Source organism: Amycolatopsis magusensis (assembly GCF_017875555.1).
Taxonomy (GTDB): domain Bacteria; phylum Actinomycetota; class Actinomycetes; order Mycobacteriales; family Pseudonocardiaceae; genus Amycolatopsis; species Amycolatopsis magusensis.
Genome location: NZ_JAGGMS010000001.1, coordinates 7,539,321 through 7,563,827, shown reverse-complemented (window position 1 = coordinate 7,563,827; position 24,507 = coordinate 7,539,321). Strand labels below are relative to the sequence as shown.

The following is a 24,507-nucleotide window of genomic DNA, read 5'->3' as shown; positions in this document are numbered from 1 at the left end:
CATGACCGGCTACCTGCTCCGCCGCCTCGCCGTCAGCGCGCTGATGCTGCTCGGCGTCTCCGTGCTGATCTTCGTCGTGCTGCGCCTGCTGCCCGGCGATCCGACGGTCGCGCGCGTCGGCGCGGCACAGAACATCGATCCCGCCGCGCTCGCCGCGTTGCGCGAGGAGCTCGGGTTGAACGACCCGATCCCGGTCCAGTACTGGGCGTGGATCACCGGCATCTTCGGTGGCGAGCTGGGCCGGTCGTACTTCAGCCAGTTCGACGTGACGGTGCTGATCGGCCAGCGCCTCGGCCCGACGCTGGAGCTGTCCGCCGCGGGGCTGGTGCTGGCCGTGCTGCTGGCGGTGGTGCTCGCCGTGCTGCCGACCGTGGTGCGCAGCCGCTGGCCCGGCCGCCTGGTCGGCGCGTACACGGTCACCGGCATGGCGGCGCCGCCGTTCGTGTTCGGCATCGTGCTGCTGGCGATCTTCAGCGTCAAACTGGGAGTACTGCCGCACCAGGGGTACGTACCGCTGACCGAGGACCCCGTCGGCAACCTGCGCACGCTCGTGATGCCCGCGCTGACGCTGGGCATCTGCCTGTCCGCGCCGTTGATCCGGCACCTGCGCTCGGAACTGTCCGAAGTGGATGCCGCGGCCCACGTGCGGACGGCCACCGGCAAGGGCATCGGCCGCCGGGCGGTGGTGCTGCGGCACGTGCTGCCCAACGCGCTGCTGCCCGCGCTCACCTCGCTCGGCGTGACCGTGGGCGGCGTGCTGTCCGGCGCGGTGGCGGTCGAGTACGTGTTCAACTGGCCGGGCCTCGGGATGCTGATCGTGGACTCGGTGTTCAAGCGCGACTACGGGGTCATCCAGGGCACGGTCCTGCTGCTGGCGGCGGCGTTCGTGGTGGTCAACCTCGCGGTCGACCTGCTCTACGGGGTACTCGACCCGCGCCTGCGGATCGGGCGGGCGCACCGGTGACCGCGCCCGCCGCCGGGCGCCGTCTGCTGGCCCGGCCCGCCGCGATCGCCGCACTGGCCGTGCTTGCGGGGTTCGTGCTGCTGTCCCTGCTCGCGCCGCTGCTGCTGCCGGACCCGGCGGCGATCAACGCGCGCAACCGGTTCGCCCCGCCGGGGTGGCCGCACCTGTTCGGCACCGACGAACTCGGGCGGGACCTGCTCTCGCGGGTTGCCCACGCCGGTCAGCTCTCGCTCGGTTTCGCGGCCGGGGCGACCCTGGTGGCCATGGTGCTCGGGGTGGCGTGGGGCCTGCTCGCGGCGGCCCGGTCCGGCTGGTTGGACGAGGTGCTGATGCGCCTGGCCGAGGCCGCGCTGGCCATCCCGATCGTGTTGTTCGCGCTGGTCTTCGTCGCCGCCTTCGGCTCGGCGACGCCGTCCATGATCCTCGTGACCGGCCTGCTGATGAGCCCGCTGACCGCGAGGATCGCCCGCTCGGCCGTGCTCGCCGAACTCGAATCGGAGTACGTGCGCGGGCTGGACGCGGTCGGCGTGCCGCGGTCGCGGACCCTGTTCACCGAGGTGCTGCCGAACGCGGTGCCCGCGCTGCTCGCGCAGGCGTCGCTCAACCTCGCCACCGCGCTGATGCTGGAGGCCACCTTGAGTTTCGTCGGTCTCGGCGTGCAGCCGCCGGACGCCTCCTGGGGCACCCTGCTCAAATCCGGGTACGACAAGTTGTTCGAGTCGATCTGGTACCCGCTGTTGCCCGCGCTGGTCCTTTTCGTGGCGATCGGCGCGCTGAACGCCCTCGGCGACCAGGTGCAGCGCGTGCTGCGGGCGGGCGGGGGCGCGCCATGACCATGCTTTCCGTCGAGGACCTCGCGGTCGGCCTGCGCGGCGGCCCGTCGCTGGTGCACGGGCTCAGCCTGGAACTGGCCGCGGGGGAGCGGCTCGCGCTGCTCGGCGAATCGGGCAGCGGGAAGACGATCGCGTCCCTGTCGATGCTGCGGCTGAACCCGCCGCCGACCGAGATCACCGGCGGGCGGGTCGTGTTCAACGGGGTGGATCTGGTCACCGCGGCCGACCGCGAACTGGACCGGGTGCGCGGTCACCGCATCGCGATGATCTACCAGGACCCGTTGTCCTGCCTGAACCCCGTGCGCCCGGTCGGCGACCAGATCGCCGAGGCGATCCGCGCGCACCGGGACGTGACGGCGGCCGAAGCTCGGGCGGCGGCGATCGACCTGCTCGGCGAGGTCGGCATCGAGCACGGCACCCGGCGCGTGCGGCAGTACCCGCACCAGTTCTCCGGCGGCATGCGGCAGCGGGTGATGATCGCGATGGCGATCTCGTGCGAGCCGGAGGTGCTGATCGCCGACGAGCCGACCACCTCGCTCGACGTGACCACCCAGGCCCGCATCCTGTCGCTGCTCGACGACCTGGCCACGCGCCGCGGCATGGCCGTCCTGTTCATCACACACGACCTCGCGGTCGCGTCCGGGTTCTGCGCGCGCATCCAGGTCATGCGCGAAGGGCGCGTGGTCGAATCAGGTGGACTGCCGGGCGTGCTGACCGCGTCGGCACACCAGTACACCCGCGAGTTGCTGCGCTCGGTGGTCACCTTGCGCACGCCGGTCGAACCGGTTGAACCGATCCCGGAGCCACCGCTGATCGAGGCGGACCGGCTGGTCCAGCGCTTCGGCTCCGGCGATGCCGCGGTCGACGAGGTGTCACTGACGGTGCACCGCGGTGAGACCTTCGGGCTGGTGGGGGAGTCGGGCGCGGGCAAGTCCACGCTGACCCGGCTGGTGCTCGGGCTGGACCGCCCGGTGTCGGGCGAGGTGCGGCACGAGGGTGTCGCGCTCGGCTCGCTGTCCCGGGGTGAACTGCGGCGACGGCGCCGGGACATGCAGCTGGTGCCGCAAGATCCGTTCGGCTCGTTGAACCGGCGCAAGACCGTGGAACAGATCGTCGGCCTGCCGCTCCAGGTGCACCAGCGCGCGTCGAAGAAGGAGCGGCGACGCCGGGTGGCCGAGCTGCTCGACCTGGTCGGACTGCCCGCCGCGTTCACCGGGCGTTACCCGCGCGAGCTGTCGGGCGGGCAGTGCCAGCGCGTCAACATCGCCCGCGCGATCGCGCTCGAACCGTCCTTCGTGGTGCTCGACGAGGCGGTCTCCGCGGTCGACGTGGTGACCCGCGCGCAGATCCTGCGCCTGCTCCGCGACTTGCAGCGCGAACTGGGCCTGACCTACCTTTTCGTTTCCCACGATCTCGCGGTGGTACGGCAGGTGGCGCCGAGGCTGGCGGTGATGCGGCACGGGCGGATCGTTGAAACGGGCACCCGAGCGGAACTCTTCGACGATCCGAAGCACGAGTACACGCGCGCGCTGATCGACGCGGTCCCCGCGTTGGTCACCGGAGACGGGCAGGTGTCCCGATGAACGTTCCGGCGATCGCGCTGGCCGGGCTCGGCGAGATCGGGCTCGGCGCGCACCTGCCCGCACTGCTGCGCAACCCGGGCGTCCGGCTGGCGGCCGTGGTCGACCCGGATCCCGCGCGCCGTGCGCTGGCCGCCGAGCACACCGGCGCGCCCGCGTTCGACTCGATCGGGGAGGTGCTCGCCGATCCGGCGATCGACGCGGTCGTGCTGGCGACACCGCCCTGGGTGACCCCGAACCTGGTCGGCCGGGTGGCCGCGACCGGCCGGTTCGTGCTCGCCGAGAAGCCGCTCGCGGTGTCGTCCTCGGCCGCCGCGCCGCTCGCGAAACTGCCCGCCGGCCAGCGCAAACGCGTGCAGGTCGGGCTGACCTACCGGCACGACCCCGCACTGGAGGTGCTGCGCGACTGGATCGTCTCCGGCAGGCTCGGGGACGGCCTTCTGGTCCGGGCGCACATCTACGACGAACGGCGGGCCCCGGACGCCCCCGAGCACGAGCGGCGGATCGAGGCCACACTGGCGCACGGAATGCCCGTGGTCCACGAGGGAGCGCACGTGTTCGACTGGTTCGCCACGCTGTTCGGCGGTCCGCCCGAGCGCCTGGAGGACTCCTGGGCGGTGGCCACCCGGCCGGACCTCCCCTCGGCGAACCTCTGCGGCGCCCGCCTGACCTACCCGGGCGGGGTCACCGTCCTGGCCGAATTCGGCTGGCTGACCGACGCGCTGCCGCGCTGCGAGATCAGCGTCGTCGGCGATCGCGGGCACGCCGAACTGGACGGGTTCACCTTCGACCTGCGGCTGACCACGGCCGCCGGGGTGGAGCGCGTGGCGTTCGACGAGGACCGCACCACCCGGTGCTTCGACCTGCAACTGACGCGGTTCACCGAGCTGATCAGCGGCGCCAGGGCGGTCCCGTCCCCCGGCCTCGCCGACGGCCTGGCCGCACTGGAGATCAGCGAGCGGGTGGCCGTGCTCGCGGCTTGGAGCCTGGCATGACCGTGTTCACCTGGTCGGACCGCACCCGCGCCGAACTCGGCGCCGTGCTGCCGGAAGCGCTGGTCGTGCTGCCGTTCGGCGCGACCGAGCAGCACGGCCCGCACCTGGCCACCGGGACGGACGCGCTGCTGGCCACGACCCTCGCCCATCGCGCCGCCGAGCGGGCGGCCGAGTCGTCCTCGCGCGACCTGGTGCTCGCGCCCTGCCTGCCGTTCGGCGCCTCCGACCACCACCTCCCGTTCGGCGGCACGCTCTCCCTGACCACCGAGGTCGCCATCGCGGTGCTGACCGACCTCGCGCGTTCGGTCGCCAGTTGCGGTGGACGACGGCTGGTCATCATCAACGGACACGGCGGCAACCAGGGCGTCTGCCACGCGGCGGCTGCCGCCGCGTCCGCGCGCTACGGCCTGTCCGTGTCGGTCGTGCACTACTGGAACCTGGTCGCCGACCACTCGGCGGCACCCGTGCCGGGGCACGCCGGCGAGTTCGAGACCTCGCTCGTGCTCGCCGTCGACCCGGACCTCGTGGGCCGCCCGGTCGAACGCATCGCACTGCCCGAGACCGCCGCGCTGCCCGGCGTGGAACTGCACGACCAGGCGAACTGGCTGCGCATCGACGGCTACACCGACCGCCCCGAGCGGGCCTCCGCCGAACGCGGGTCCAACTGGTTGGACGAGGTCGAGAAGGCACTGGCCGACCGGCTGATCGCGCTGGCGGAGCTGCCGTGATCGACTTCCACACCCATCCGCCCGCCTGGCACGCGTCGACCTGGCTCGGCGGCGCCGAGTTCGGGCCCGGCGAGTTCCTCGGCTTCCTCGACGGCTCGGGCATCGAGGCCGCGGTCGTGCTGGCCCACGACGGCCTCTTCGACGCGACCCCGCGGGCCAACGACGAGCTGGCGCAGTTCACCGCGGCCGACCCGCGGCGGATGGTCGCGTTCGGCACGGTGAACCCGCGTCACGCCGGCGCCGCCGACGAGGTGCGCCGCTGCTTCACCGAGCTGGGCTTCGGCGGCCTGAAACTGCACCCCTGGCTGCAGGGCTTCAGCATGCACGAAACCGCGCTCGACGAGATCTGCGAGGAGGTCGAGTCGGCGGGTGGCATCGTGCTCTCCCACGACGGCTCGCCGCCGTATTCGATGCCGGGCCAGATCGCCGCGCTGGCCCGCCGCCACCCCCGTGTGCCGGTGGTGCTCGGGCACGGCGGGCTGCACGACTGCTGGCGCGAAGCGCTCGCCGCGGTCACCGTGACCCCGAACCTCTACCTTTGCCTGTGCGGGACGCCGCCGTACGCTGCCCGCCACATCCTCGCCTCCGCGCCGGACGGCAAGGTGCTCTTCGGCACCGACGCCGGCCTGTCCGACCGGGCGAGCCAGGACTACGCGGTGGCCAGGATCGCCGAGATCGACGGCTGGGGCATCACCGCGAAGCAGCGGGAGGAGATGCTGGTGACCAATCCCCGGCGGCTGCTCGGCGGGTGGCTCGGATGAGCGTGCTCACGGCGAGGATCGCGGCGGTGCACACCCTGCCGGTCAGCCTGCCCGCCCACCCCGCGCTGGTGGTGCGCGGCGCGAACGGCAGTCACGAACGCTCCGACTTCCTGCTCGTCCGGGTGGTCACCACCGAGGGCGTGGAAGGGTTCGGCGAGGTCAGCGCCACGCCGCTGTGGAGCGGGGAGGACGCGGCCAGCGCCGAGCACTTCGTGCGCAACGTGCTGACCACCGCGCTGCTCGGCCGCAAACTCGCCCCGCCCGGCTCGCTCGAAGCGATCATGGACCGGGTGCTGGCGGCGAACCCGTTCACCAAGGCGGGCGTGTCGACCGCGCTGTGGGACGCCTACGCGCGCACCCTCGGCATGCCCTTGGTCACCGCGCTCGGCGGGCCGTACCGCGACGAGGTGCCGATCAAGCTGTCGCTCTCGGGTGACGGCGAGGTGCTGGAGAAGGCCCACAGCGCGGCCGTCGCGGCGGGGTTCACCTCGTTCAAGGTCAAGGTCGGCATGGGCATCGACGGCGATCTCACCCGTGTGGCCAGGGTCCGCGAGCTCGCCGGGCTGGGCGCGTTCATCGGGGTCGACGCGAACGGCGGCTGGAGCCGGGCCGAAGCGCGCGAGGCGGTCCGCCGGTTGACCACGTTCGCCCCGGCGTTCGTCGAGCAGCCCGTCCAGCCCTCGGACCTGGAGGGCATGGCGGCGATCCGGACGCTGGGCGTGCCGGTGGTCGCCGACGAGTCCGTGTTCGGCGCGGACGACCTGGCCCGGGTCATCCGCGCGTCCGCGGCCGACGTCATCAGCGTCTACCTGGGCAAAGCCGGGGGCCCGGCGAGAGCGGTGCTGCAGGGCCGAGTCGCGGAGACCTTCGGGCTGGACACGGTGATCGGCTCCAACGGCGAACTGGGCCTCGGCGCGGCCGCCCAGTTGCACGTGGCGTGCGCGCTGCCCGCGCTGAGCGAGCGGCTGCCGTCGGACATCATCGGCGCCCACTACTACGCCGAGGACATCCTGGAAAAGCCGCTGGACAACAACGGCAAACGAGTGCGGCTCACCGACGGACACGGGCTCGGCGTGGTGCCGAGGGACGACCTGCGACGGCGGTTCCGGTGATCGTCGACGTGCATTCCCACACGCCGACGCACCGCGAAGCCGTGCCACCGGAGGAGCGCCGCGTCTACCCGAACTGGCGCACCGACCGCGACGTGACCACGACCAACTCGTGGGCCGACTACGACCGCGAGATGGCGGCCGCCGACGTGTCCATCGTGTTCAACATCGCCGTCGACGACCCGGAACCGATGACCGGCCTGCCGTACCCGCCGGAGCGCACGAACGACGCGACCGCCGAGTTCGCCGCCGCCGACCCGGCCCGCCGCATCGGCTTCCTCTCGGTGAACCCGCTGTGGGACAACGTCTTCGAAGAGACCGAGCGTTGCCGCGAACTCGGCCTGCGCGGGGTCAAGCTCGGGCCGAACTACCAGGACTTCGACCCGCTGAGCGAGCAGGCACTGGCCTTCTACGCCTACTGCGAAAAGGAAGGCTTGCCCATTCTGTTCCACGCCGGCGCCTCACCGATGCGGCACGCGCCCCTGCGCTACACCCATCCGCTGGTCGCCGACGAGATCGCCCTGCGCTTCCCGGAACTGCGCATCGTGCTGGCGCACATGGGTCATCCCTGGGGCACCGACACAGCGGTGACCATCCGCAAGCACCCGCACGTCTACGCCGATGTTTCGTCGATCTACCTGCGCCCGTGGGTCTGCTACCAATCGCTGCTCGCCGCCCACGAATGGGGCTGCACGGGGAAGCTGCTGCTGGGCAGCGACTTCCCGATCGCGGGCACGGCCGAGGCGATGGCGGGCATCCGCCGCGTCAACGACATCCTGGACGGCACGGCGCTGCCCAGGGTGCCGCTGGAGCAGGTCGAGCGGATCATCCACGCGGACGCGCTGGGCGCACTGGGGCTGAGCCGATGACACCCGTGGTGGACGCGCACGCCCGCATCGGCGAGGGCCGGGAGGTCGCGCTGACCGCCGCCGACCTGGTCGCCACCATGGACCGGCTCGGCATCGGCACCACGTTGATCTCGCCGGGGGAGCGGTGCATCGCGGTCGACAACCGCGAGGGCAACCTGCAGACCACGTCAGCGGCCGCGGTCTCCGGTGGCAGGCTGCTGGCCTACGCCGTGGCCACTCCGTGGCGCGGTCCGGCGGCGGTCGACGAACTCGCGCGCGCGGCGGACAGCGGTGCCGTGGCCTTGGCCGTCGACTCGGTGTTGCAGGGGTTCGACCTACTGGACGGCCTGCTGGACCCGCTGCTCGAATTCGCGCGTGACCGCGGCTGGTTCGTCTACGTGCGCACGGGCACCCCGCCGAGCGCGGTCCCATTGCCGCTCGCGTTGCTGGCCCTGCGGTACCCCGAACTGGACTTCGTGATGGGCCGCAGTGGCGCCACCGACTTCTGGATCGACGCCGCGCCCGCCCTCCGGCAGGCGCCGAACCTGTACGCCGACACCGCCTACGCGCCGTGGGACACCGTGCTGAGCGAATTCGCGCGTGATCCGGAGATCGGCACTTCCCGCGTCGTGTTCAGCACCGACGCGCCATACACCGTGCCCGCGGCGGAACTGCGCCGGGTGCGGGACTGGACGATCGGGGAACCGGAGCGCGCCGCCGTGCTCGGGGGGACGGTGACCGGTCTGCTGGGCGGGTCCACTGGGAGAGGGTGATCGGGGATGACGATCGCGGAGGTGCGCGCCGAAGAGGAGGACGTGCGACGGCCGCCGGTGCGCGGGGTGTCGCCGGTGCTGGAGGTGCCGTTCGCCGACAACGGCGACCTGGACGTGCCGGGCTTCCGGCGCGTGGTGCGGTACGTGCTGGGGACCGGGGTGAGCAGCGTGATGTTCCCCGGGTTCGCCTCGGAGTTCCACAAATTGGGTGAATGGGAGCGGCAGCTGCTCACGGGCATCCTCCTGGAGGAGACCGCGACACGGCCCGAGGTCTCGGCGATCATCGCGGTGCAGGACCACGCCACGCGGCTCGCCGTGCAGCGCGCGGTCGACGCGGTGGGCGCCGGGGCGGACCTGATCAACCTGCTGCCGCCGCACTTCTTGGCGCCCTCGCGGCGGTCGATCGTGGCGCACGTGCGTGCCGTGCTCACCGCGGTCGCGCCGACGCCGGTGGTACTGCAGTACGCGCCCACGGAAACCGGGACGAGCCTCGACAGCGCCACGTTGACGGAGATCGCCCGTGAGCATTCGAACCTGGCGCTGGTGAAGGTCGAATCCAGTCCACCGGGCGCGTTGATCGAGGAACTGGCCGCCGCGGATCCGCCGCTGCCCGCGGTCGAGGGCTACGCCGGGGTGCAACTGCCCGACGCGATCCGCCGTGGCGCGGTCGGGACGCAGCCGGGCTGCTCGTTCACCGAGGTGTACGTCGAGCTGTGGCGGCGGTTCGCCCAGGATGACGAGGCCGGCGGTATGGAGCTGTACCGGCGGCTGCTGCCCTACATCTCGTACTGGATGCTCGACACCGAGCTGATCGTGGCGGCGGAAAAGCTGATCTCCGTGCGGCGCGGGTTGTTCGCCAGTGCGCATTGCCGCGAGCCGGGGCACCTGCTGGACCGGGAGGAGATCCGGATGGTGGACCGGTTCCTGGGCGAGTTCGACGACCTCCTGCCGCGGCTGGCGTGATCGCTTCGGATCACTGACAGGAGGTGTCAGTGATCCGCGCCTAGCGTGCGCGCCATGAACCTTCCTGTGCTCGAACTGCGCCAGTACACCCTGCGTCCCGGCCGCCGGGACGAACTGGTCGACCTGTTCGACCGCGAGTTCGTCACCGGCCAGGAGGCGTGCGGGATGCGGGTGCTCGGCCAGTTCCGCGACGCCGACGACCCAGACCGGTTCGTCTGGGTGCGCGGCTTCGCGGACCTGCCGTCGCGGGCCGCGGCGCTGACCGGGTTCTACGGCGGGCCGATCTGGGCGGCACACGGCCCGGCCGCGAACGCCACCATGCTCGACTCCGACGACGTCCTCCTGCTTCGACCTGCCCGGCCGGACACCGGGTTCGCACAGATCACCACGGCGTCCACCGGGGTGTACACGGCGACGGTCTGCGCGGTGGACGGCGTTGATTTCGCCGGACTCTTCGAGGCATCGATCGTGCCGGAACTGGACGAGCCGCCGGTCGCGTCGTTCGAGACGCTGGTCGCGGAGAACAACTTCCCGGCGTTGCCGGTGCGCGAAGGGGAGCGAGTCTTCGTCTGGTTTTCGCGGTTCGCCGACGAGGAATCGGCGCGCAAGCAGAGCTGGCGCGAGCGGGTCGATTTCGACGGCGAGCTCCAGAACCTGGTCCTGCACCCGACCGCCGGATCGGCACTGCGCTGAAACTGTCGGTGCCGCGTGCGATCCTGCCGGGCATGGGTACCTGGGACACCGGGCCCTTCGACAACGACGCGGCGAGAGCGTTCGCCGCCGAACTGGACGAAGTGGACCAGGCGTTCCAGCCGGAGGTCGTGCGCAGTGTCCTGCTGGACGCGGCGGATTCGACCGGACGGCTGGACGCCGGGATAGGGGAGAGAGCGGTCGCGGCGGCAGCACTGGTCGCGGCCGGACAGCCGGGCGGCGCAGCCGCCGATCTGCGTGGCGGGCCGGAAAATCCGGTGCCGTCCTGGGACGAGCAGTACCGGGAACTCGCCGTTCGCGCCTTGGCGCGGGCGGGTGGTCCCGAATCCGAACTGGCCGAACTGTGGGAGGCAGGTGGCGCCGCTGGGATGTGGCGACGGGAGCTGGCGCTGTTGCGCGATTTGCTGCACCCGGAGCCGGAAGTGCGAATCGAGCCGTGGACGGCCGAAGATCTGTGGCTGATCCGGCGGGCCAACACGCCGGAAATGACCGCGCACACGGGCGGTCCGGAAACGGAGGAGAAGCTGCTCGATCGGCAGCGGCGCTATCTGGACACCGCGCGTCCCGATTCGGTGGACCGCATGTTCCGGATCCGGTTCGGCGACGAACTGGCCGGCTCCGTGGGCTACTGGAAGCGAACCTGGCTGGGAAAGGAGGTGTACGAAAGCGGCTGGGGAGTGTTTCCGGAGTTCCGCGGCCAGGGTGTCGCGGCACGGGCGGTGCGGCTGGCTTTGGCGAGCGCGCAAGAAGAAGCGCGGTTCGCCGAAGTACGCGCCTATCCGTCGGTGCACAACGCGCCGTCGAACGCGTTGTGCCGCAAGGCGGGCTTCACCTTCGTCGGGCCGTGCGAGTTCGAGCATTCGTCGGGGCACTTCATGCGCTGCAACGACTGGCGCTACGAACTGCTGTGACGGTTCAGGTGGTGCGTTCGGCGAGGAAGACGAATTCGCGGCCGGGTCGATCCGGGGCGTCTCGCACGTCCAGTACGCGGAAACCGTTGGCGGCCAAGGTGGCTTCCACCTCGTCGCGGTCGCGGAACCGGAGGGTCGAGTCGGAGGCGAGCACCGTGCCGTCGGCGTGGAAGCGGTAGCTGTGGCGGAACGAGACCAGCGGTAGGTCGACCGAGGTGACTTCCCGCCACTGCGTCACGGCTCCGATTCCGGGGAGGTCGAGCGTCATCTCCGCGGGGTCGGCGGACCAGTCTTCCCACGCCCGTCGTTCGGGCCGCCTGGTTTCGAACGCGAGGTGACCGTGCGGGCGGAGTGCGGCGTGGATCCCTTGAAGGGTCCGCGCCCAGTCCTCGTCGGTGAGGAAGACCTGCGCCACGTTCGCCGTCATCACCGCCAGGTCCGCCTCGAGCGCGGGCAGGGTAGTGGCGTCGCCGTGGAGCCAGGTGACCTTGCCGTCGGAATCCTTCGCCCTCGCGACCTCGAGTGAAGCCGCGGCCGGGTCGACGCCGATGACCGTGCGACCGCGTTCGGTCAGTACGACCGCCAGCGCTCCGGTGCCGCAGCCGACGTCGAGCACGCGTGTCGCGCCGACCTCGTCGGCGATGGCTAGATAGGTGGTCAGGTCGTCGCGCTCGCCGTCGAAGGCGTCGTAGAGCGGTGCGAGGCGGGGATGGGCGAAGATCGGGTCCGGCACGCGGTCCAACCTAGGCGCCCGCGAGCACCTCCGGCGATCGGTTTTCCGCGCTCGCTCGTGTGTTTGACAGGAGTTCGAACGTGTGTTCGACTCTGGGGGTGCGGTGGGACAGGCAGCGGGTCGGTGACGAGGGTGAGCAGTCGATTCCCGGGTTGGGACTGGCCGGGCTGGTGCGGTCGGTGACCTCGCCCGAGTTCGCCGGGGTGACCTTCCACGAGGTGCGGGCGCGCTCGGTGCTGAACAAGGTGCCCGGCTCGTCGGCGGTGCCGTTCAGCTGGACGGTCAACCCGTACCGCGGCTGTTCCCACGCGTGCACCTACTGCCTGGCCGGTGACACCGAGGTGCTCATGGCCGACGGCGACCTCAAACCGCTCGAGGAGATCGAAGTCGGCGACGAGGTTTTCGGCACCCGGTCGTACCAGGGTTACCGCCGGGGCGCGCCCACGCGGGTGCTCGCGCACTGGGCCACGGTCAAACGCGCGTACCGCGTGGTGCTGGAGAACGGCGTCGAGCTGATCGCCAGCGGCGACCACCGCTTCCTGACCGAGCGCGGCTGGCGGCACGTGATCGCCGACCGCCCCGGCCCGGCCGCGCGCCCGCACCTCGCGGTCGGCGAGCAACTGGTCGGCATCAGCCTGTACACCACCGAACTACCCGCGCGGCTGGGGGTCGCGCGGGTGGAGGACCTCGGGCGCGAGATCCCGATGTACGACCTGACCACCGAAAGCGGGGACTTCATCGCGAACGGCGTGGTGAGCCACAACTGCTTCGCCCGCAAGACCCACACCTACCTGGACTTCGACGCCGGCAAGGATTTCGACAGCCAGGTGGTGGTCAAGGTGAACGCGCCCGAGGTGCTGGCCACCCAGCTGCGCAAACCCAGCTGGACGCGCGAGCACGTCGCCATGGGCACGAACACCGATCCGTACCAGCGCGCCGAAGGCCGGTACCGGCTGATGCCGGGCATCATCTCCGCGCTCGCCGACTCGGGCACGCCGTTCTCCATCCTGACCAAGGGCACCGTGCTGACCAGGGACCTGCCCCTGCTGTCCTCGGTGAGCACCGAGGTGCCGGTCGGGCTGAGCGTGTCGATCGCCCTGCTCGACCGGGACCTGCAGCAGCGCCTCGAACCTGGGACGCCGAGCCCGCAGGCACGGCTGGAGCTGGTGCGCCGCATCCGTGACGCCGGCCTGCCGTGCGGCGTGCTGGTGGCGCCGGTCCTGCCCGGTCTGACCGATTCGGACGAGGCGCTGGACAGCCTGCTCGCCGAGATCGCCGCGGCCGGTGTAACCAGTGTGACCTCGATAGCGCTGCACCTGCGTCCCGGCGCCCGCGAATGGTTCGCCCGCTGGCTGGCCGTCGAATATCCCGCGCTCGTTCCGCTGTACCGCGAGCTGTACGGCCGCGGCAGTTACGCGAAGTCGTTCTACCGCAAGCAACTCTCGGCGCGGTTCGCCACACTGATGCGGCGCCACGGTCTGGATTCGAACGTCTTCCGCACGACCACGGTCGACCAGGTGGACGGTCTCCCCACCCAGCGGCGCGAGTCGACCGTGCCCCGGCAGGAGCCGCTCTTCCCGCTGTAGCCGACCTGCGGCGACCTGCCTCAGCCGGGCCACCGGTGGTTCGTTAGCCTCTACTGCCGGGGAAAATCCCTGCTGAATCGCCAGACGAGCCACGTCCGAGGAGAGCAACCGCAGTGCTTCGCACCCACAACGCCGGCACGCTGCGTGCCGAGCACGCCGGCCAGACCGTAGTCCTCACCGGCTGGGTGGCCCGTCGGCGCGATCACGGTGGCGTCATCTTCATCGACCTCCGCGACGCCAGCGGGGTCGCCCAGGTCGTCTTCCGCGAGGGCGAGATGGCCGAGCGCGCGCACAGCCTGCGCTCGGAGTTCTGCCTCCGCATCACCGGCGAGATCGCCGCGCGCCCCGCGGGCAACGAGAACCCCGAGATCCCCACCGGCGCCATCGAGGTGCTGGTGACCGAGCTCGAGGTGCTGTCCGAGTCGGCCGTGCTGCCCTTCCCGATCGACGACCGCGTCGACGTCGGTGAAGAGGTCCGCCTCAAGCACCGCTACCTCGACCTGCGCCGCAGCGGCCCGGCGAAGGCCATGCGCCTGCGCAGCGAGGTGAACCGCGCGGCCCGTGAGGTGCTGCACGCGCAGGACTTCGTCGAGGTCGAAACCCCGACCATGACCCGGTCCACCCCCGAGGGCGCGCGCGACTTCCTGGTCCCGGCCCGGCTCAAGCCCGGCTCCTGGTACGCGCTGCCGCAGTCGCCCCAGCTGTTCAAGCAGTTGCTCATGGTCGGCGGGCTGGAGCGGTACTACCAGATCGCCCGCTGCTACCGGGACGAAGACTTCCGCGCCGACCGCCAGCCCGAGTTCACCCAGCTCGACATCGAGATGAGCTTCGTCGAGCAGGACGACGTGATCGCGCTCGGCGAGGACATCGTCACCGCGCTGTGGAAGCTGATCGACGTCGAACTGCCGCGACCGTTCCGCCGCCTCAGCTACGCCGAGGCCATGTCCAAGTACGGCTCGGACAAGCCCGACCTGCGCTTCGATCTCGAGCTGACCGAGATGACCGAGTACTTCGCCGACACCCCGTTCCGGGTGTTCCAGGCGCCGTACGTCGGCGCCGTGGTGATGGCCGGTGGCGCCTCGCAGCCGCGCCGCACGCTCGACGGCTGGCAGGAGTTCGCCAAGCAGCGCGGTCACCGCGGCCTGGCGTACGTGCTGTTCAACGAGGACGGCACACTCGGCGGCCCGGTCGCCAAGAACCTGTCGGAGACCGAGCGCGAAGGCCTCGCCGCGGCCGTCGGCGCGAAGCCCGGCGACTGCGTGTTCTTCGCCGCGGGCAAGCCCAGCGAAGCCCGCGCGCTGCTCGGTGCCGCGCGCGTGGAGATCGGGCACCGGCTCGGCCTGATCGACGAGAACGCCTGGTCGCTGGTGTGGGTGGTCGACTTCCCGATGTTCGTCGCGACCGACGAGTCCGACGACGTCGCGGTCGGCAGCGGCAACTGGAACGCCCTGCACCACGCGTTCACCTCGCCGACCCCGGAGTGGATCGACAAGTTCGAGCAGGACCCGGGCAACGCGCTGGCCTACGCCTACGACATCGTCTGCAACGGCAACGAGATCGGCGGTGGCTCCATCCGTATCCACCGCGCCGACGTGCAGAAGCGCGTGTTCGAGCTGATGGGCCTGTCCGCCGACGAGGCGCAGGAGAAGTTCGGCTTCCTGCTCGACGCCTTCCAGTTCGGCCCCCCGCCGCACGGCGGCATCGCCTTCGGCTGGGACCGCATCACCATGCTCCTGGCCGGCGCCGACTCGCTGCGCGACGTCATCGCCTTCCCGAAGACCGGCGGCGGGTTCGACCCGTTGACCGCCGCGCCCGCGCCGATCACCGCCGAGCAGCGCAAGGAGGCCGGCGTCGACGCGAAGCCGGCGCCCGTCAAGGGCTGAGCCGGTGCTGCACCTGCGCACGGTCTCACCACCGGAGAAGACCGAGCGCGTGCTCGAACTGCTGTCCGAGCACCGCGGGGCCACACACCTCGTGCTGCTCAAAGGTGCCGCGGTCCAGCCCGCGGGCGATGTGGTGGAGGCCGACATCGCCCGCGAGTCGGCGGACGACATCATCGACGGGCTGTGCGAGCTGGGCCTCGACCACACCGGCGGCATCACCCTCGAGGTGATCGACACCGCGCTGTCCGACGCCGCGGACCAGGCGGAGGAGGATGCGCCCGGCGAGGGCGCCGACGCCGTGGTCTGGCAGGAGCTGCTCGGCCGCACCGGCGAGGAGTCACGGCTCAACGTGACCTTCCTCAGCTTCCTGACCTTCGCCTGCATGCTCACCGCGGTGGGCGTGGTGACCGGCTCCTCGGTGACCATCGTCGGCGCGATGGTGGTGGGCCCGGAGTTCGGCCCGCTCGCCGCCGTCGCCGTCGGCCTGGTGATGCGGCGGTGGGACCTGGTGCGCCGGGCGGCTGCGGCGCTCGCGATCGGCTTCCCGGTGGCGATGCTGATCACCCTCGCCTTCACCGTGGTGGGGGAGGCGACCGGCCTGTTCGACCGCGCGGCACTGCTCGGTGACCACGATGTGGACTTCATCTACCAGGTCGGCCCGTACTCGCTGATCGTCGCGCTGCTGGCGGGCGCGGCCGGGATGTTGTCGCTGACCTCGGCGAAGTCGGCCGCGCTGGTCGGGGTGTTCATCTCGGTGACCACCGTTCCGGCGGCCGGCTACGCGGTGGTCGCGGCCGTACTTAACGAGTGGGGCCGCTGTATCGGTTCCGTCGTCCAGCTCGTGATAAACCTGGTGGGAGTCGTCGCGGCCGCGGCCGTTGTGCTGATGCTGCGACGCAAGGGACAACGCAGGGCCTCCACGGAACGTCCACTCTCACGCGGGTGACGGGCACGCACGCTCACGAGTAGGGTCGGGGACAATGACTGTGGACACTTCGAAGGACTCCACGAACACATCAGGCAACGGGGCGGTGGTTTCGGCAGGCACCAGGGTTGCCGCCGGCGAAGCCATGAAGGTCACTGAGGCTGACGAAGCGCTCGAAGCCGCGATCAAGGCGGGCGAAGCGGTACTGGCGCACCGGTTCGGGAGCGCGATCCCGCTGGTCGAGCCCGAGGACCTGCGCGGAACGGGGCCGGCCACGGTCGTCCGCGTGCGGGTCGCCGCGTCACCGTTCGCCCTGCCGCGCACCCTGGTGATCAAGCACTACCCGGGCGAGCCGCCGGAGCTGGGCGCGGACCCGTTCGCCCAGGAGGCGGTCAGCTACCAGCTGTTCACCGCGCTGGCCCAGGAAGAGCGCATGTGCCCGGAGCTGGTCGCCCACGACGGCGGCCACCGGGTCATCGTGCTCGACGACCTCGGCCGCGCGCCGACCCTGCAGGACCGCCTGCGTGGTTCGGACGCCAGGGCCGCCGAGCGGTCGCTGCTGTCCTGGGCGCGTTCGCTGGGCAGGCTGCACGCCAACACCGCCGGTCGCGAGGCCGACTTCAACGCGCTGCTGCGCCGCCTCGGCGGCCGGGCCGTCGGCGACGACACCACGCCGGTGCTCGCCTGCGCCCAGCTGCCCGCGCTGCTGTCCGAACTGCTGGGCGTGGACACGCCGGAGACCGTCCACCAGCACGCCGAGCACATCGCCGAGCTGGCGCGGTCCGCGCGCTACCGCGCGTTCAGCCCGGTGGACCTGTGCCCGGACAACAACCTCGCGACCAACGGCGGGGTCCGCTTCATCGACTTCGAGCGTGGCTGCGTGCGCAGTGCGCTCGTCGATGCCGCTTACCTGCGGGTGCCGTTCGCGTCGTGCCCGTACGCGCTGGCGCTGCCCGCCGGGATGAGCGAGGCGATGGTCGCCGCCTGGCGTGCCGAAGTCGCCGGTGTCTGGCCCGCGCTGGCCGACGACGACGTCCTCTCCGAGCACCTGCTGGAGAGCCAGTTGTTGCGCGTCTGGCTGGCGACCTGGGAGCTGCTGCCCGAGCTGGCCCCGGAGCGTGGCGCCGCCCCGACGAGCCGGGCCGCGGCGCTGGTCAGCTGGTGGGGAGAACTGGGCAAGCACGCTGAACGCGCCGGGCTCGACGACGTCGCCGCGCACGCGCTCGAGGTGTCCACCGCGTTGGACGAGCGTCACGGGCCGGGCCTGCGGCTGGCGCTGTACCCGGCGTTCCGGTAGCCGCGCACCGAGGATTTTCCCGAGGCGTCCTCACGCCTTCACCCGGTCCTCACCGCGGGTGAGCCTGGGTGCCGGAAGGTCTCCGGTGTGACCGTGCTGCGTGAAGATTTCACCCTGGCATCCGAGGTTCCCGACCGCACCGACTTCCCCTTACCCGCGCCGCGCCGGGTGTCCCGGCTGGCCGTGCTCGGCGACTCGACCGCGGTCGGCCTCGGCGACCCGCTGCCGGGCGGGACCTGGCGCGGGGTCGGCCCGCTGGTCGCCGAAGCGCTGGGCATCGAACCGGACGGCTACCTGAACGCCTCGTTCACCGGCGCCCGGATGCGCTGCGTGCGGACCGAGCAGCTGCCGGTCGCGCTGGCGCACCGGCCCGAGGTGGTGCTGCTGATCGTCGGCATGAACGACACCCTGCGCTCCGATTTCGACGCCGAGGCCATCGCCGCCGATCTCGACGAGGTGGTGACCGGGCTGCACGCCGTGGGTTCGGTGGTCATCCCGGTGCGCTTCCACGACCACGGGCGGGTCTTCCGCTTGCCCGGTGCGCTGTCGCGTGCGCTGCGGTCGCGGATCGACGAGCTGAACGCGGTCATCGACGGCGTGGTCGCCGCCCGCGGTGTGCCCTGCCTGGACCTGATGGCGCTCCCGGGGGCCTACGACCTGACCGCGTGGAGCGTCGACCGGCTGCACCCGTCGGAGCTGGGGCACCGGATGCTCGCGCAGGGGTACGCCGATCTGCTGACCCAGGCCGGTATCGAGATCCGGGTGCCGGTCAGCCTCGAATGTTCGGGTGGGGCGACCGCGGGCGCCGTGCAGCACGTCGGCTGGCTGGTGGTGAAGGGCATTCCGTGGCTCTGGCGGCGCGGCCGCGACCTGCTGCCCTACGCCGCGCGGATCATGTGGCGGTCGTACTGGGAGAACCGCCCAGCCCCATCGCGCTGACCAGCAGCCGCAGCGATTCCTCCGGCCGGAACACCTCCGACGGCCGGCTCAGTTCGTGCAGCACCATGCCCTCGATGTGGTCGAGCAGGAGCTTCGCGTGCAGGTCCGGCTGGTTCGACCCGGCCGCGATGAGCAGCGCGCGCAGCGGTGCCGCCGCCCGCGCTCCGGCCACCTCGAGCTGGAGCCGCAGTTGCGAATCCCAGGCGGCCTCCAGGAACAGGGCGTAGCGCGCGAGCGTCGCGACCCGGTCCGGCCCGGCCATGTGCCGGGCGAACCGGGCGGCGCCCTCGGCGAGCCCGTCGTCCGCGAATTCGCCGGCGACGCTGAAGTCACGCTCGGCCAGGCCCGCCAGCACACCGGTGAGCAACGCCCCGCGCGTGCGGAAGTGGTTGGACGTGGTGCCGGCGGGCAGCCCGGCCTCCGCGTCGACCGCGCGATGGGTCAGCCCACGCGCGCCCTGGGTTCCGAGCACGGTGATCGCCGCTTCGACCACCTCGTCGCGGCGGGTCCGTTCCTGGGGTGAAGGCACACCGGCAGCTTACTACTACATCTGTGACTACACCTGTAGTACCGTGACGTCATGACAGTGAGAATCGCGGTGGTCGGCGGTGGGATCGGCGGGCTCGCCTGCGCGCTCCGGTTGAACCAGTCGGACCTGGACGTGACGGTCTTCGAACGCCGTCCGCGGATCGAGGGCCGGGGCACGGCGCTCGGGATGTGGCCGGACGCGCTGCGCGCGCTCGACGCGATCGGCCTGGGGGAGCGCGTGCGGCGGACCGGCGTCGCGCAGCAGGAGATGCGGTTCCGCCGATCGGACGGGCGGACGCTGGCGCGGCTCGACGTCGGCCGCCTCGAACGCCGGACGGGCGAACTGCCCGTGTTGATCTCCCGCGCCGCGTTGATCACCCTGCTCCGGGACGCATTGCCGCCGGAACGGGTGCGCACGGGTCGACCAGTTGAACCGGCCGATGTCGAGGAGTTGCGCGCCGAGTACGACGTGGTCATCGGCGCGGACGGCATCGGCAGTGCCGTGCGTACGGCCCGCTTCGGCGCCGGGCACCAGCCGCGGTACTCGGGCTACTCCGCGTGGATCGGCATGGTGCCGTCCGAGGGCGAGACCAGTCAGGAGATCTTCGGTCGCGGGCGCAAGTTCGGCGTCACCCCGGCCGAAGGCGGCATGACCAACTGGTACGCCCCGATCCGCGTTCCCCAGGGCGGCCTCGCCGCGGACCCGATGGTCCAACTGCGTGAACTGTTCGGCGACTGGTGCGACCCGGTGCCGTCGCTGATCGAGCGCAGCGCGGGCACCGAGATCCTGAACTACCCGATCCGCTACCTCGCGCCGGGACTGCCGAGCCTGGTCTCCGGCAACGCCGTGCTGATCGGCGACGCCGCCCACCTGATGACCGCCGACCTCGGCCAAGGTGCCTGCCAAGCCCTGGTCGACGGGGTCGCGCTGGGCGGTCACCTCGCCGGTGGCGGCGAGCTCGTGCGCGCGTTGCACCAGTTCGACCGCGACCGCCGACGGCCGGCTCAGCGCGTCGCGACCGCCGCCCGGTGGCTCGGCGAGTTCACCTCGCGACCCGGCCTGTCCACCGTGCGCGACCTGACCTTCCGCGCCGCAGGTTTGTTCGGCCCTCAGGACCCACGGCCGTCGCGTGGAGCGAAGACCGTGAGCGCCTCGGCATCCGACGGTGGGTTGCGCACGAAGTAGCTCACCCACTCCTCGATGTCCGAGTAGGTGGACGTCGCCACGATCGAATCCGCGGCGGCCTCCGCGTCGAACAGCGTGCGCCGGTGCTGCACGGCGGGGCCGTCCGCACCGCCGAGCAGCACCCAGTGCGCGCCCGGCGAACCGTAGGGCATCCCGACACTGCCCGCGTTGACCACCAGCCTGCGGTCGACCAGCCTGCTGAACGGCATGTGCGTGTGACCGCAGACGACGGTCGGCTCGCTGACCCCGTCGAGCACCTCGGCCCACCGTTCGAGCGAGCTGTCCACCAGCACGACCTCCTCGTCGTCGCGCGGGGTCGCGTGGCAGAAGAGGACCGGTCCGAGCCCGGTGGCCTCCAGCCGGGCCGTCGCGGGCAGTCGCGCCAGCAGGTCCACCTGGTCGGACCGCAACTGCGCGGCGCACCACGGCGCGATCGGGTCCGGGATGTTCGTCTCGCCGCCGTGCGCCAGTTGGACCAGTTCGCGGTCGGCGTTGCCGTTGACCCACACCGCCCGGTCTCCGAGCGTGCCGAGCCGGTCCAGCACTTCGGCCGGTTGCGGGCCCGCGGCGATGTCGCCGGTCAGCACGATGCGGTCCGCGCTCGCCACGTCCGGTTCGGCCAGTACCGCGTCCAACGCGGGCAACACGCCGTGGATGTCGGACAGCACCGCGACCCGATCGAGCATGCCCCGAGTCTGCTCGTCCCCCGCCGTCCCGGGCAGGGGTGTTCGCGGCCAGCGGACCGGGTGTCGGACCCAGCGGCTAACGTCAACGGCGTGGCGCAGGACGAACTCTTCACGGTGAACCCGGACGTGGCGGCTCCGCCGCCGGAACCCGCGAAACCGGTGGCCGAGCGGCCGATTCCGGCCGGCTCCCCACTGGCGGTGCGGATGCGGCCGCGGTCGCTCGGCGAGGTGGTCGGCCAGCAGCACCTGCTCGGCGAAGGCGCGCCCCTGCGACGACTGGTCGAGGGCGCCGCGCCCGCGTCCGTGCTGCTCTACGGCCCGCCGGGAACGGGCAAGACGACCTTGGCCAACCTGGTCTCCACTGCCACCGGACGCCGGTTCGTCGCGTTGTCCGCGCTGTCCGCCGGGGTCAAGGAGGTGCGCGGGGTCATCGAGGAGGCCCGGCGCCGCCGCAATTACAACGCCGAGAACACCGTGTTGTTCATCGACGAGGTGCACCGCTTCTCGAAGACCCAGCAGGACGCGCTGCTCGGCGCGGTCGAGGACCGCACGGTGCTGCTCGTCGCGGCCACCACGGAGAACCCGTCGTTCTCGGTGGTCTCCCCGCTGCTTTCGCGCTCGCTGGTGCTGCAGCTGCGCCCGCTCACCGACGAAGACGTGAGTGACCTGATCGACCGCGCGCTGACCGACGAGCGCGGCTTGGGCGGCGCGCTCGAACTGGACGAGGACGCACGCGACCACCTGGTCCGGCTGGCTTCCGGGGATGCGCGCCGGGCGCTGACCGCGCTCGAAGCCGCCGCGGACGCGGCCGGGGCCACCGAGCACGGCGTGATCGACCTCGCCACCGTCGAGTCCACCGTGGACAAGGCGGCCGTGCGCTACGACCGCGACGGCGACCAGCACTACGACGTGATCAGCGCGTTCATCAAGTCCATCCGCGGGTCCGACGTCGATGCCGCGCTGCACTACCTGGCCCGGATGATCGAGGCGGGGGAGGACCCGCGGTTCCTGGCCAGGCGGCTGGTGGTGCACGCCAGCGAGGACATCGGCATGGCGGACCCGACCGCGCTGCAGTCGGCGATCGCCGCCGCGCACGCGGTGCAGTTCATCGGCATGCCCGAGGGCAGGCTGGCGCTCGCGCAGGCGACGGTGCACCTGGCCACCGCGCCGAAGTCGAACTCGGTGATCACCGGGATCGACGCCGCGCTGGCCGACGTGCGCGCGGGCAAGCTCGGCACGGTGCCGCCGCACCTGCGCGACGGCCACTACGCGGGCGCGCAGAAGCTCGGCAACGCGCAGGGCTACCGATACCCGCACAACGTGCCCGAGGGTGTGCTCAACCAGCAGTACCCGCCGGACGTGCTCGTCGGCACGGACTACTACCACCCGACGCAGCGCGGGGCCGAGCGCACGCTGGCCGAACGGGTGCCGAAGCTGCGCCGCACCATCCGCGGTCAGTAGCCCCGACACCCGTATAACGACCTATACGGCGTGGCCTTACGGGGTGAACCCGGGCTGCCCGTTCTCCACGTGGCCGGTCAAAGCGCGGAGGAAGGCGGGGTCACCGTCCGCCGTGACGCGGACGTCGTACCAGCCCGCCTCGGTGCGCACCGGCACCTGCGCGGAGCGGCCCGGTTCAACCCGGACGACACGACCGGAGTCCACCCGCAGCGACACCGCGGCGGCGCCCGAGTTCTCGATGGTCAGCTCCAGTCCACCCCGTTGCGGGAGGAATCGCGTCCGCACGTCCACCCTGGCGGCCGCGCCCAACCGGCTGCCCCGCAACTCCCACCAGCCGCGGTTCGGCCCCTGCACGACGACCCGGTACTGGTCGCCCTGGTTCGACAGGGTCTCCGTGTGCGTGCCGAGGACATCGCGATGCGCCGGTTCAACCAGTTCGCCCGTGTACGCGTAGATCGCGAAGTGCGCCGACGCCGAGCCGCTGTTCTGAAGTGAAACAGTCAGCTCGCCGCTCGCGTTCAACCCACCGGACACCGACGCCTGGTACGGCAGCGCCCGCGCTCGGCGACGGCCCGGCTCCGGCGACGGCAACGCCTGATCGGCCGGCGGCGTCGGGTGCCAGCGCGAGATCGGCTCGGGCACCGGGCCCGGCTTGGTCACCGCCGGCGGACGGCCCGCGCGCTCGAAGTCGAACGCGCCGGTCAGGTCACCGGCCACGGAACGCCGCCACGCGGAGATGTTCGGCTCGGCGATCCCGGTCCACCGCTCCAGCAGCCGGATCACCGAGGTGTGGTCGTACACGGTCGAATCCACGTAACCGCCGATCGTCCACGGCGACACCACGGTCATCGGCACGCGCGGGCCGAAGCCGAGTGGCTGCCCGCCCGCGTGGTCGGCGTCGTCGGGGGCGGTGGCCGGCGGTACCGGCGGCGGCACGTGGTCGAAGTAGCCGTCGTTCTCGTCGAAGTTCAGCAACAACACGGTCTTCGACCAGGTGTCCGGATCGGCGGCGATCGCGTCGAGCACGTCGTAGATCAGGTTCGCGCTGCCCACCGGGGTCGACGCGCCGGGGTGCTCGGAGTCCGCCGCCGACGGGACCAGCCAGCTGACCTTCGGCAGCGTGCCCGCGGCGATGTCCGCGCGCAGCCGCCCCACGAGCGACTCCGGCTCACCGCGGAACATCCCGCGGTCGAACAGGTCGCGCTCGGCCGCGGTCAAACCGGCTACACCTTCGTCGAACTTCGCCAGCAGCGCCTTCCGCTCCTCCGGCGACTTGTCGAACAGCGCGAAGTAGAACTCCTCGGTGGTCCGGTACCCGCCCGGCACCGCGGCGAGGATCTTGTGCCCGATCTTCTTGAACGGCACGAAGTACTCGACCGCGTTGTCGGTGAAGTTGTCCCACTCCTGGTAGATCCGCCACGGCACGCCGGCGGCCTGCAACCGCTCCGGGTAGGTCGTCCAGGAGTAACCGGGGTGGTCGTACGAGTAGGCCGCGTTGGTCACCGCGCGCGACCCGTTCGGCTCGAAGCCGGTGGTCCCGGTCATCAGGAAGTTCCGGTTCGGGTTGGTGGACCCGAAGATCGAGCAGTGGTACGCGTCGCAGATGGTGAACGTGTCGGCCAGCTCGTACTGCAGCGCGATGTCCGCGCGGTCGTAGTAGGTCATCGTGGCGGCACCCTTCGCCGCGATCCACGCGTTGTTCCAGCCCCGGGCCCACGCCTTGCCGCTGCCGCCCCAGCTGTGGTCGAGATCGCCGAGGTACTGGATGTCGTCCGGCCCGCGCCCGGCCCGGATCGCGCCCTCGCGCAGCGAGAACGGCAGCACCACGCCGCCCGCCGGGTCCGGCTGGTTGAACACGTCACCGCCACCGGGCAGCTCCAGCGGGTGCGTGTCCCCGAAGCCGCGCACCCCGCGCAACCGGCCGAAGTAGTGGTCGAACGAGCGGTTCTCCTGCATGAGCACGATGACGTGCTCGACCTCGCCGAGCCCGCGGCCCCGGCGCATCGGCGCCGCCATGGCGGCGTGCAGGGACGGCGGCAGCAGCGAGCCGGCGAGCGCGGCCCCGGAGGTGGCCAGCAACCGCCGGCGTGAAAGTTCAGGCATGGCC

General features: G+C 71.6%; 23 protein-coding genes. 19 read left to right on the top strand and 4 right to left on the bottom strand.

Annotated features, from left to right (window positions below; genetic code table 11):
• Window position 1 precedes the first annotated feature (1 nt).
• Genes JOM49_RS33590 through JOM49_RS33535 form a run of 12 tightly spaced genes read left to right on the top strand, consistent with a single transcriptional unit; the run spans window position 2 to window position 11,176 of the window.
• The gene (locus JOM49_RS33590; protein ID WP_209668176.1) at window positions 2-964 is read left to right on the top strand and encodes an ABC transporter permease; all 963 of its coding nucleotides are present in this window, start codon (window positions 2-4) and stop codon (window positions 962-964) included.
• Entirely contained in the window at window positions 961-1,797 is an 837-nt protein-coding gene (locus tag JOM49_RS33585; protein WP_209668175.1) for an ABC transporter permease, read from the top strand. The genes JOM49_RS33590 and JOM49_RS33585 overlap by 4 nt, the downstream gene beginning before the upstream one ends.
• A complete protein-coding gene (locus JOM49_RS33580) occupies window positions 1,794-3,380 on the top strand; it encodes a dipeptide ABC transporter ATP-binding protein (RefSeq protein ID WP_209668174.1) in 1,587 nt (528 codons plus the stop codon). The genes JOM49_RS33585 and JOM49_RS33580 overlap by 4 nt, the downstream gene beginning before the upstream one ends.
• Window positions 3,377-4,372, top strand: coding sequence for a Gfo/Idh/MocA family protein (locus JOM49_RS33575; RefSeq protein ID WP_209668173.1), 996 nt, complete (start codon window positions 3,377-3,379; stop codon window positions 4,370-4,372). The genes JOM49_RS33580 and JOM49_RS33575 overlap by 4 nt, the downstream gene beginning before the upstream one ends.
• Complete coding sequence (locus tag JOM49_RS33570) at window positions 4,369-5,100, top strand: creatininase family protein (RefSeq protein ID WP_209668172.1); 732 nt, start codon at window positions 4,369-4,371, stop codon at window positions 5,098-5,100. Before JOM49_RS33575 ends, JOM49_RS33570 begins: the two co-directional genes overlap by 4 nt.
• Window positions 5,097-5,861 (top strand): amidohydrolase family protein, encoded by a 765-nt coding sequence (locus JOM49_RS33565; RefSeq protein WP_209668171.1) that lies wholly within the window; start codon window positions 5,097-5,099, stop codon window positions 5,859-5,861. The genes JOM49_RS33570 and JOM49_RS33565 overlap by 4 nt, the downstream gene beginning before the upstream one ends.
• A complete protein-coding gene (locus JOM49_RS33560; RefSeq protein WP_209668170.1) occupies window positions 5,858-6,973 on the top strand; it encodes a mandelate racemase/muconate lactonizing enzyme family protein in 1,116 nt (371 codons plus the stop codon). Before JOM49_RS33565 ends, JOM49_RS33560 begins: the two co-directional genes overlap by 4 nt.
• The gene (locus JOM49_RS33555) at window positions 6,970-7,839 is read left to right on the top strand and encodes an amidohydrolase family protein (protein WP_209668169.1); all 870 of its coding nucleotides are present in this window, start codon (window positions 6,970-6,972) and stop codon (window positions 7,837-7,839) included. Before JOM49_RS33560 ends, JOM49_RS33555 begins: the two co-directional genes overlap by 4 nt.
• A complete protein-coding gene (locus tag JOM49_RS33550) occupies window positions 7,836-8,591 on the top strand; it encodes an amidohydrolase family protein (protein WP_209668168.1) in 756 nt (251 codons plus the stop codon). The genes JOM49_RS33555 and JOM49_RS33550 overlap by 4 nt, the downstream gene beginning before the upstream one ends.
• Before the next feature lie 6 nt (window positions 8,592-8,597).
• Window positions 8,598-9,554: a dihydrodipicolinate synthase family protein gene (locus tag JOM49_RS33545; protein WP_245369559.1), complete on the top strand. Its 957-nt coding sequence runs from the start codon at window positions 8,598-8,600 to the stop codon at window positions 9,552-9,554.
• Window positions 9,555-9,608: 54 nt separating this feature from the next.
• Window positions 9,609-10,247, top strand: coding sequence for an NIPSNAP family protein (locus tag JOM49_RS33540; RefSeq protein ID WP_209668167.1), 639 nt, complete (start codon window positions 9,609-9,611; stop codon window positions 10,245-10,247).
• A 32-nt stretch (window positions 10,248-10,279) separates the two neighbouring features.
• Complete coding sequence (locus JOM49_RS33535; protein ID WP_209668166.1) at window positions 10,280-11,176, top strand: GNAT family N-acetyltransferase; 897 nt, start codon at window positions 10,280-10,282, stop codon at window positions 11,174-11,176.
• Window positions 11,177-11,180: 4 nt separating this feature from the next.
• Here JOM49_RS33535 and JOM49_RS33530 read toward each other — a convergent pair whose 3' ends face one another.
• Window positions 11,181-11,909 (bottom strand): class I SAM-dependent methyltransferase, encoded by a 729-nt coding sequence (locus tag JOM49_RS33530; RefSeq protein ID WP_209668165.1) that lies wholly within the window; start codon window positions 11,907-11,909, stop codon window positions 11,181-11,183.
• 80 nt (window positions 11,910-11,989) lie between these two features.
• Between JOM49_RS33530 and JOM49_RS33525 the strand changes: the two genes are divergently transcribed.
• The 5 genes from JOM49_RS33525 to JOM49_RS33505 all read left to right on the top strand — a co-directional run bounded on the left by JOM49_RS33525 (window position 11,990) and on the right by JOM49_RS33505 (window position 18,539).
• A complete protein-coding gene (locus JOM49_RS33525) occupies window positions 11,990-13,495 on the top strand; it encodes an Rv2578c family radical SAM protein (protein WP_308158961.1) in 1,506 nt (501 codons plus the stop codon).
• Between the two features lie 113 nt (window positions 13,496-13,608).
• Window positions 13,609-15,378, top strand: a complete 1,770-nt coding sequence (aspS, locus tag JOM49_RS33520; RefSeq protein WP_209668164.1) for an aspartate--tRNA ligase — start codon at window positions 13,609-13,611, stop codon at window positions 15,376-15,378.
• A gap of 4 nt (window positions 15,379-15,382) precedes the next feature.
• The gene (locus tag JOM49_RS33515; protein WP_209668163.1) at window positions 15,383-16,324 is read left to right on the top strand and encodes a DUF389 domain-containing protein; all 942 of its coding nucleotides are present in this window, start codon (window positions 15,383-15,385) and stop codon (window positions 16,322-16,324) included.
• A gap of 34 nt (window positions 16,325-16,358) precedes the next feature.
• Complete coding sequence (locus JOM49_RS33510; protein ID WP_372444138.1) at window positions 16,359-17,600, top strand: phosphotransferase; 1,242 nt, start codon at window positions 16,359-16,361, stop codon at window positions 17,598-17,600.
• Between the two features lie 183 nt (window positions 17,601-17,783).
• Window positions 17,784-18,539, top strand: coding sequence for a GDSL-type esterase/lipase family protein (locus JOM49_RS33505; RefSeq protein ID WP_209671908.1), 756 nt, complete (start codon window positions 17,784-17,786; stop codon window positions 18,537-18,539).
• On the opposite strand, the gene JOM49_RS44210 is transcribed toward JOM49_RS33505, so the two are convergent.
• Window positions 18,493-19,068, bottom strand: coding sequence for a TetR/AcrR family transcriptional regulator (locus tag JOM49_RS44210; RefSeq protein WP_209668161.1), 576 nt, complete (start codon window positions 19,066-19,068; stop codon window positions 18,493-18,495). The two genes, JOM49_RS33505 and JOM49_RS44210, sit on opposite strands and share 47 nt — an antisense overlap.
• Window positions 19,069-19,119: 51 nt before the next feature.
• Here JOM49_RS44210 and JOM49_RS33495 point away from each other — a divergent pair, with 51 nt between their 5' ends.
• Window positions 19,120-20,253 carry an FAD-dependent oxidoreductase gene (locus tag JOM49_RS33495; protein WP_209668160.1) on the top strand — a complete coding sequence of 378 codons (1,134 nt, stop codon included), beginning with the start codon at window positions 19,120-19,122 and terminating at the stop codon, window positions 20,251-20,253.
• On the opposite strand, the gene JOM49_RS33490 is transcribed toward JOM49_RS33495, so the two are convergent.
• Window positions 20,178-20,939, bottom strand: coding sequence for a metallophosphoesterase family protein (locus tag JOM49_RS33490; protein ID WP_209668159.1), 762 nt, complete (start codon window positions 20,937-20,939; stop codon window positions 20,178-20,180). The two genes, JOM49_RS33495 and JOM49_RS33490, sit on opposite strands and share 76 nt — an antisense overlap.
• Window positions 20,940-21,029: 90 nt before the next feature.
• Between JOM49_RS33490 and JOM49_RS33485 the strand changes: the two genes are divergently transcribed.
• Window positions 21,030-22,400 (top strand): replication-associated recombination protein A, encoded by a 1,371-nt coding sequence (locus JOM49_RS33485; RefSeq protein ID WP_209668158.1) that lies wholly within the window; start codon window positions 21,030-21,032, stop codon window positions 22,398-22,400.
• A 36-nt stretch (window positions 22,401-22,436) separates the two neighbouring features.
• On the opposite strand, the gene JOM49_RS33480 is transcribed toward JOM49_RS33485, so the two are convergent.
• Entirely contained in the window at window positions 22,437-24,503 is a 2,067-nt protein-coding gene (locus tag JOM49_RS33480) for a phosphocholine-specific phospholipase C (RefSeq protein WP_209668157.1), read from the bottom strand.
• Window positions 24,504-24,507 lie beyond the last annotated feature (4 nt).

Bases quoted from the DNA above. Each gene is read 5' to 3' on its own strand.
- JOM49_RS33480 (WP_209668157.1), bottom strand. From the start codon at position 24,503: ATGCCTGAACTTTCACGCCGGCGGTTGCTGGCCACCTCCGGGGCCGCG.
- JOM49_RS33575 (WP_209668173.1), top strand. From the start codon at position 3,377: ATGAACGTTCCGGCGATCGCGCTGGCCGGGCTCGGCGAGATCGGGCTC.
- JOM49_RS33580 (WP_209668174.1), top strand. From the start codon at position 1,794: ATGACCATGCTTTCCGTCGAGGACCTCGCGGTCGGCCTGCGCGGCGGC.
- JOM49_RS33540 (WP_209668167.1), top strand. From the start codon at position 9,609: ATGAACCTTCCTGTGCTCGAACTGCGCCAGTACACCCTGCGTCCCGGC.
- JOM49_RS33550 (WP_209668168.1), top strand. From the start codon at position 7,836: ATGACACCCGTGGTGGACGCGCACGCCCGCATCGGCGAGGGCCGGGAG.
- JOM49_RS33545 (WP_245369559.1), top strand. From the start codon at position 8,598: ATGACGATCGCGGAGGTGCGCGCCGAAGAGGAGGACGTGCGACGGCCG.
- JOM49_RS33590 (WP_209668176.1), top strand. From the start codon at position 2: ATGACCGGCTACCTGCTCCGCCGCCTCGCCGTCAGCGCGCTGATGCTG.
- JOM49_RS33535 (WP_209668166.1), top strand. From the start codon at position 10,280: ATGGGTACCTGGGACACCGGGCCCTTCGACAACGACGCGGCGAGAGCG.
- JOM49_RS33495 (WP_209668160.1), top strand. From the start codon at position 19,120: ATGACAGTGAGAATCGCGGTGGTCGGCGGTGGGATCGGCGGGCTCGCC.
- JOM49_RS33510 (WP_372444138.1), top strand. From the start codon at position 16,359: ATGACTGTGGACACTTCGAAGGACTCCACGAACACATCAGGCAACGGG.
- JOM49_RS33490 (WP_209668159.1), bottom strand. From the start codon at position 20,939: ATGCTCGATCGGGTCGCGGTGCTGTCCGACATCCACGGCGTGTTGCCC.
- JOM49_RS33570 (WP_209668172.1), top strand. From the start codon at position 4,369: ATGACCGTGTTCACCTGGTCGGACCGCACCCGCGCCGAACTCGGCGCC.
- JOM49_RS33560 (WP_209668170.1), top strand. From the start codon at position 5,858: ATGAGCGTGCTCACGGCGAGGATCGCGGCGGTGCACACCCTGCCGGTC.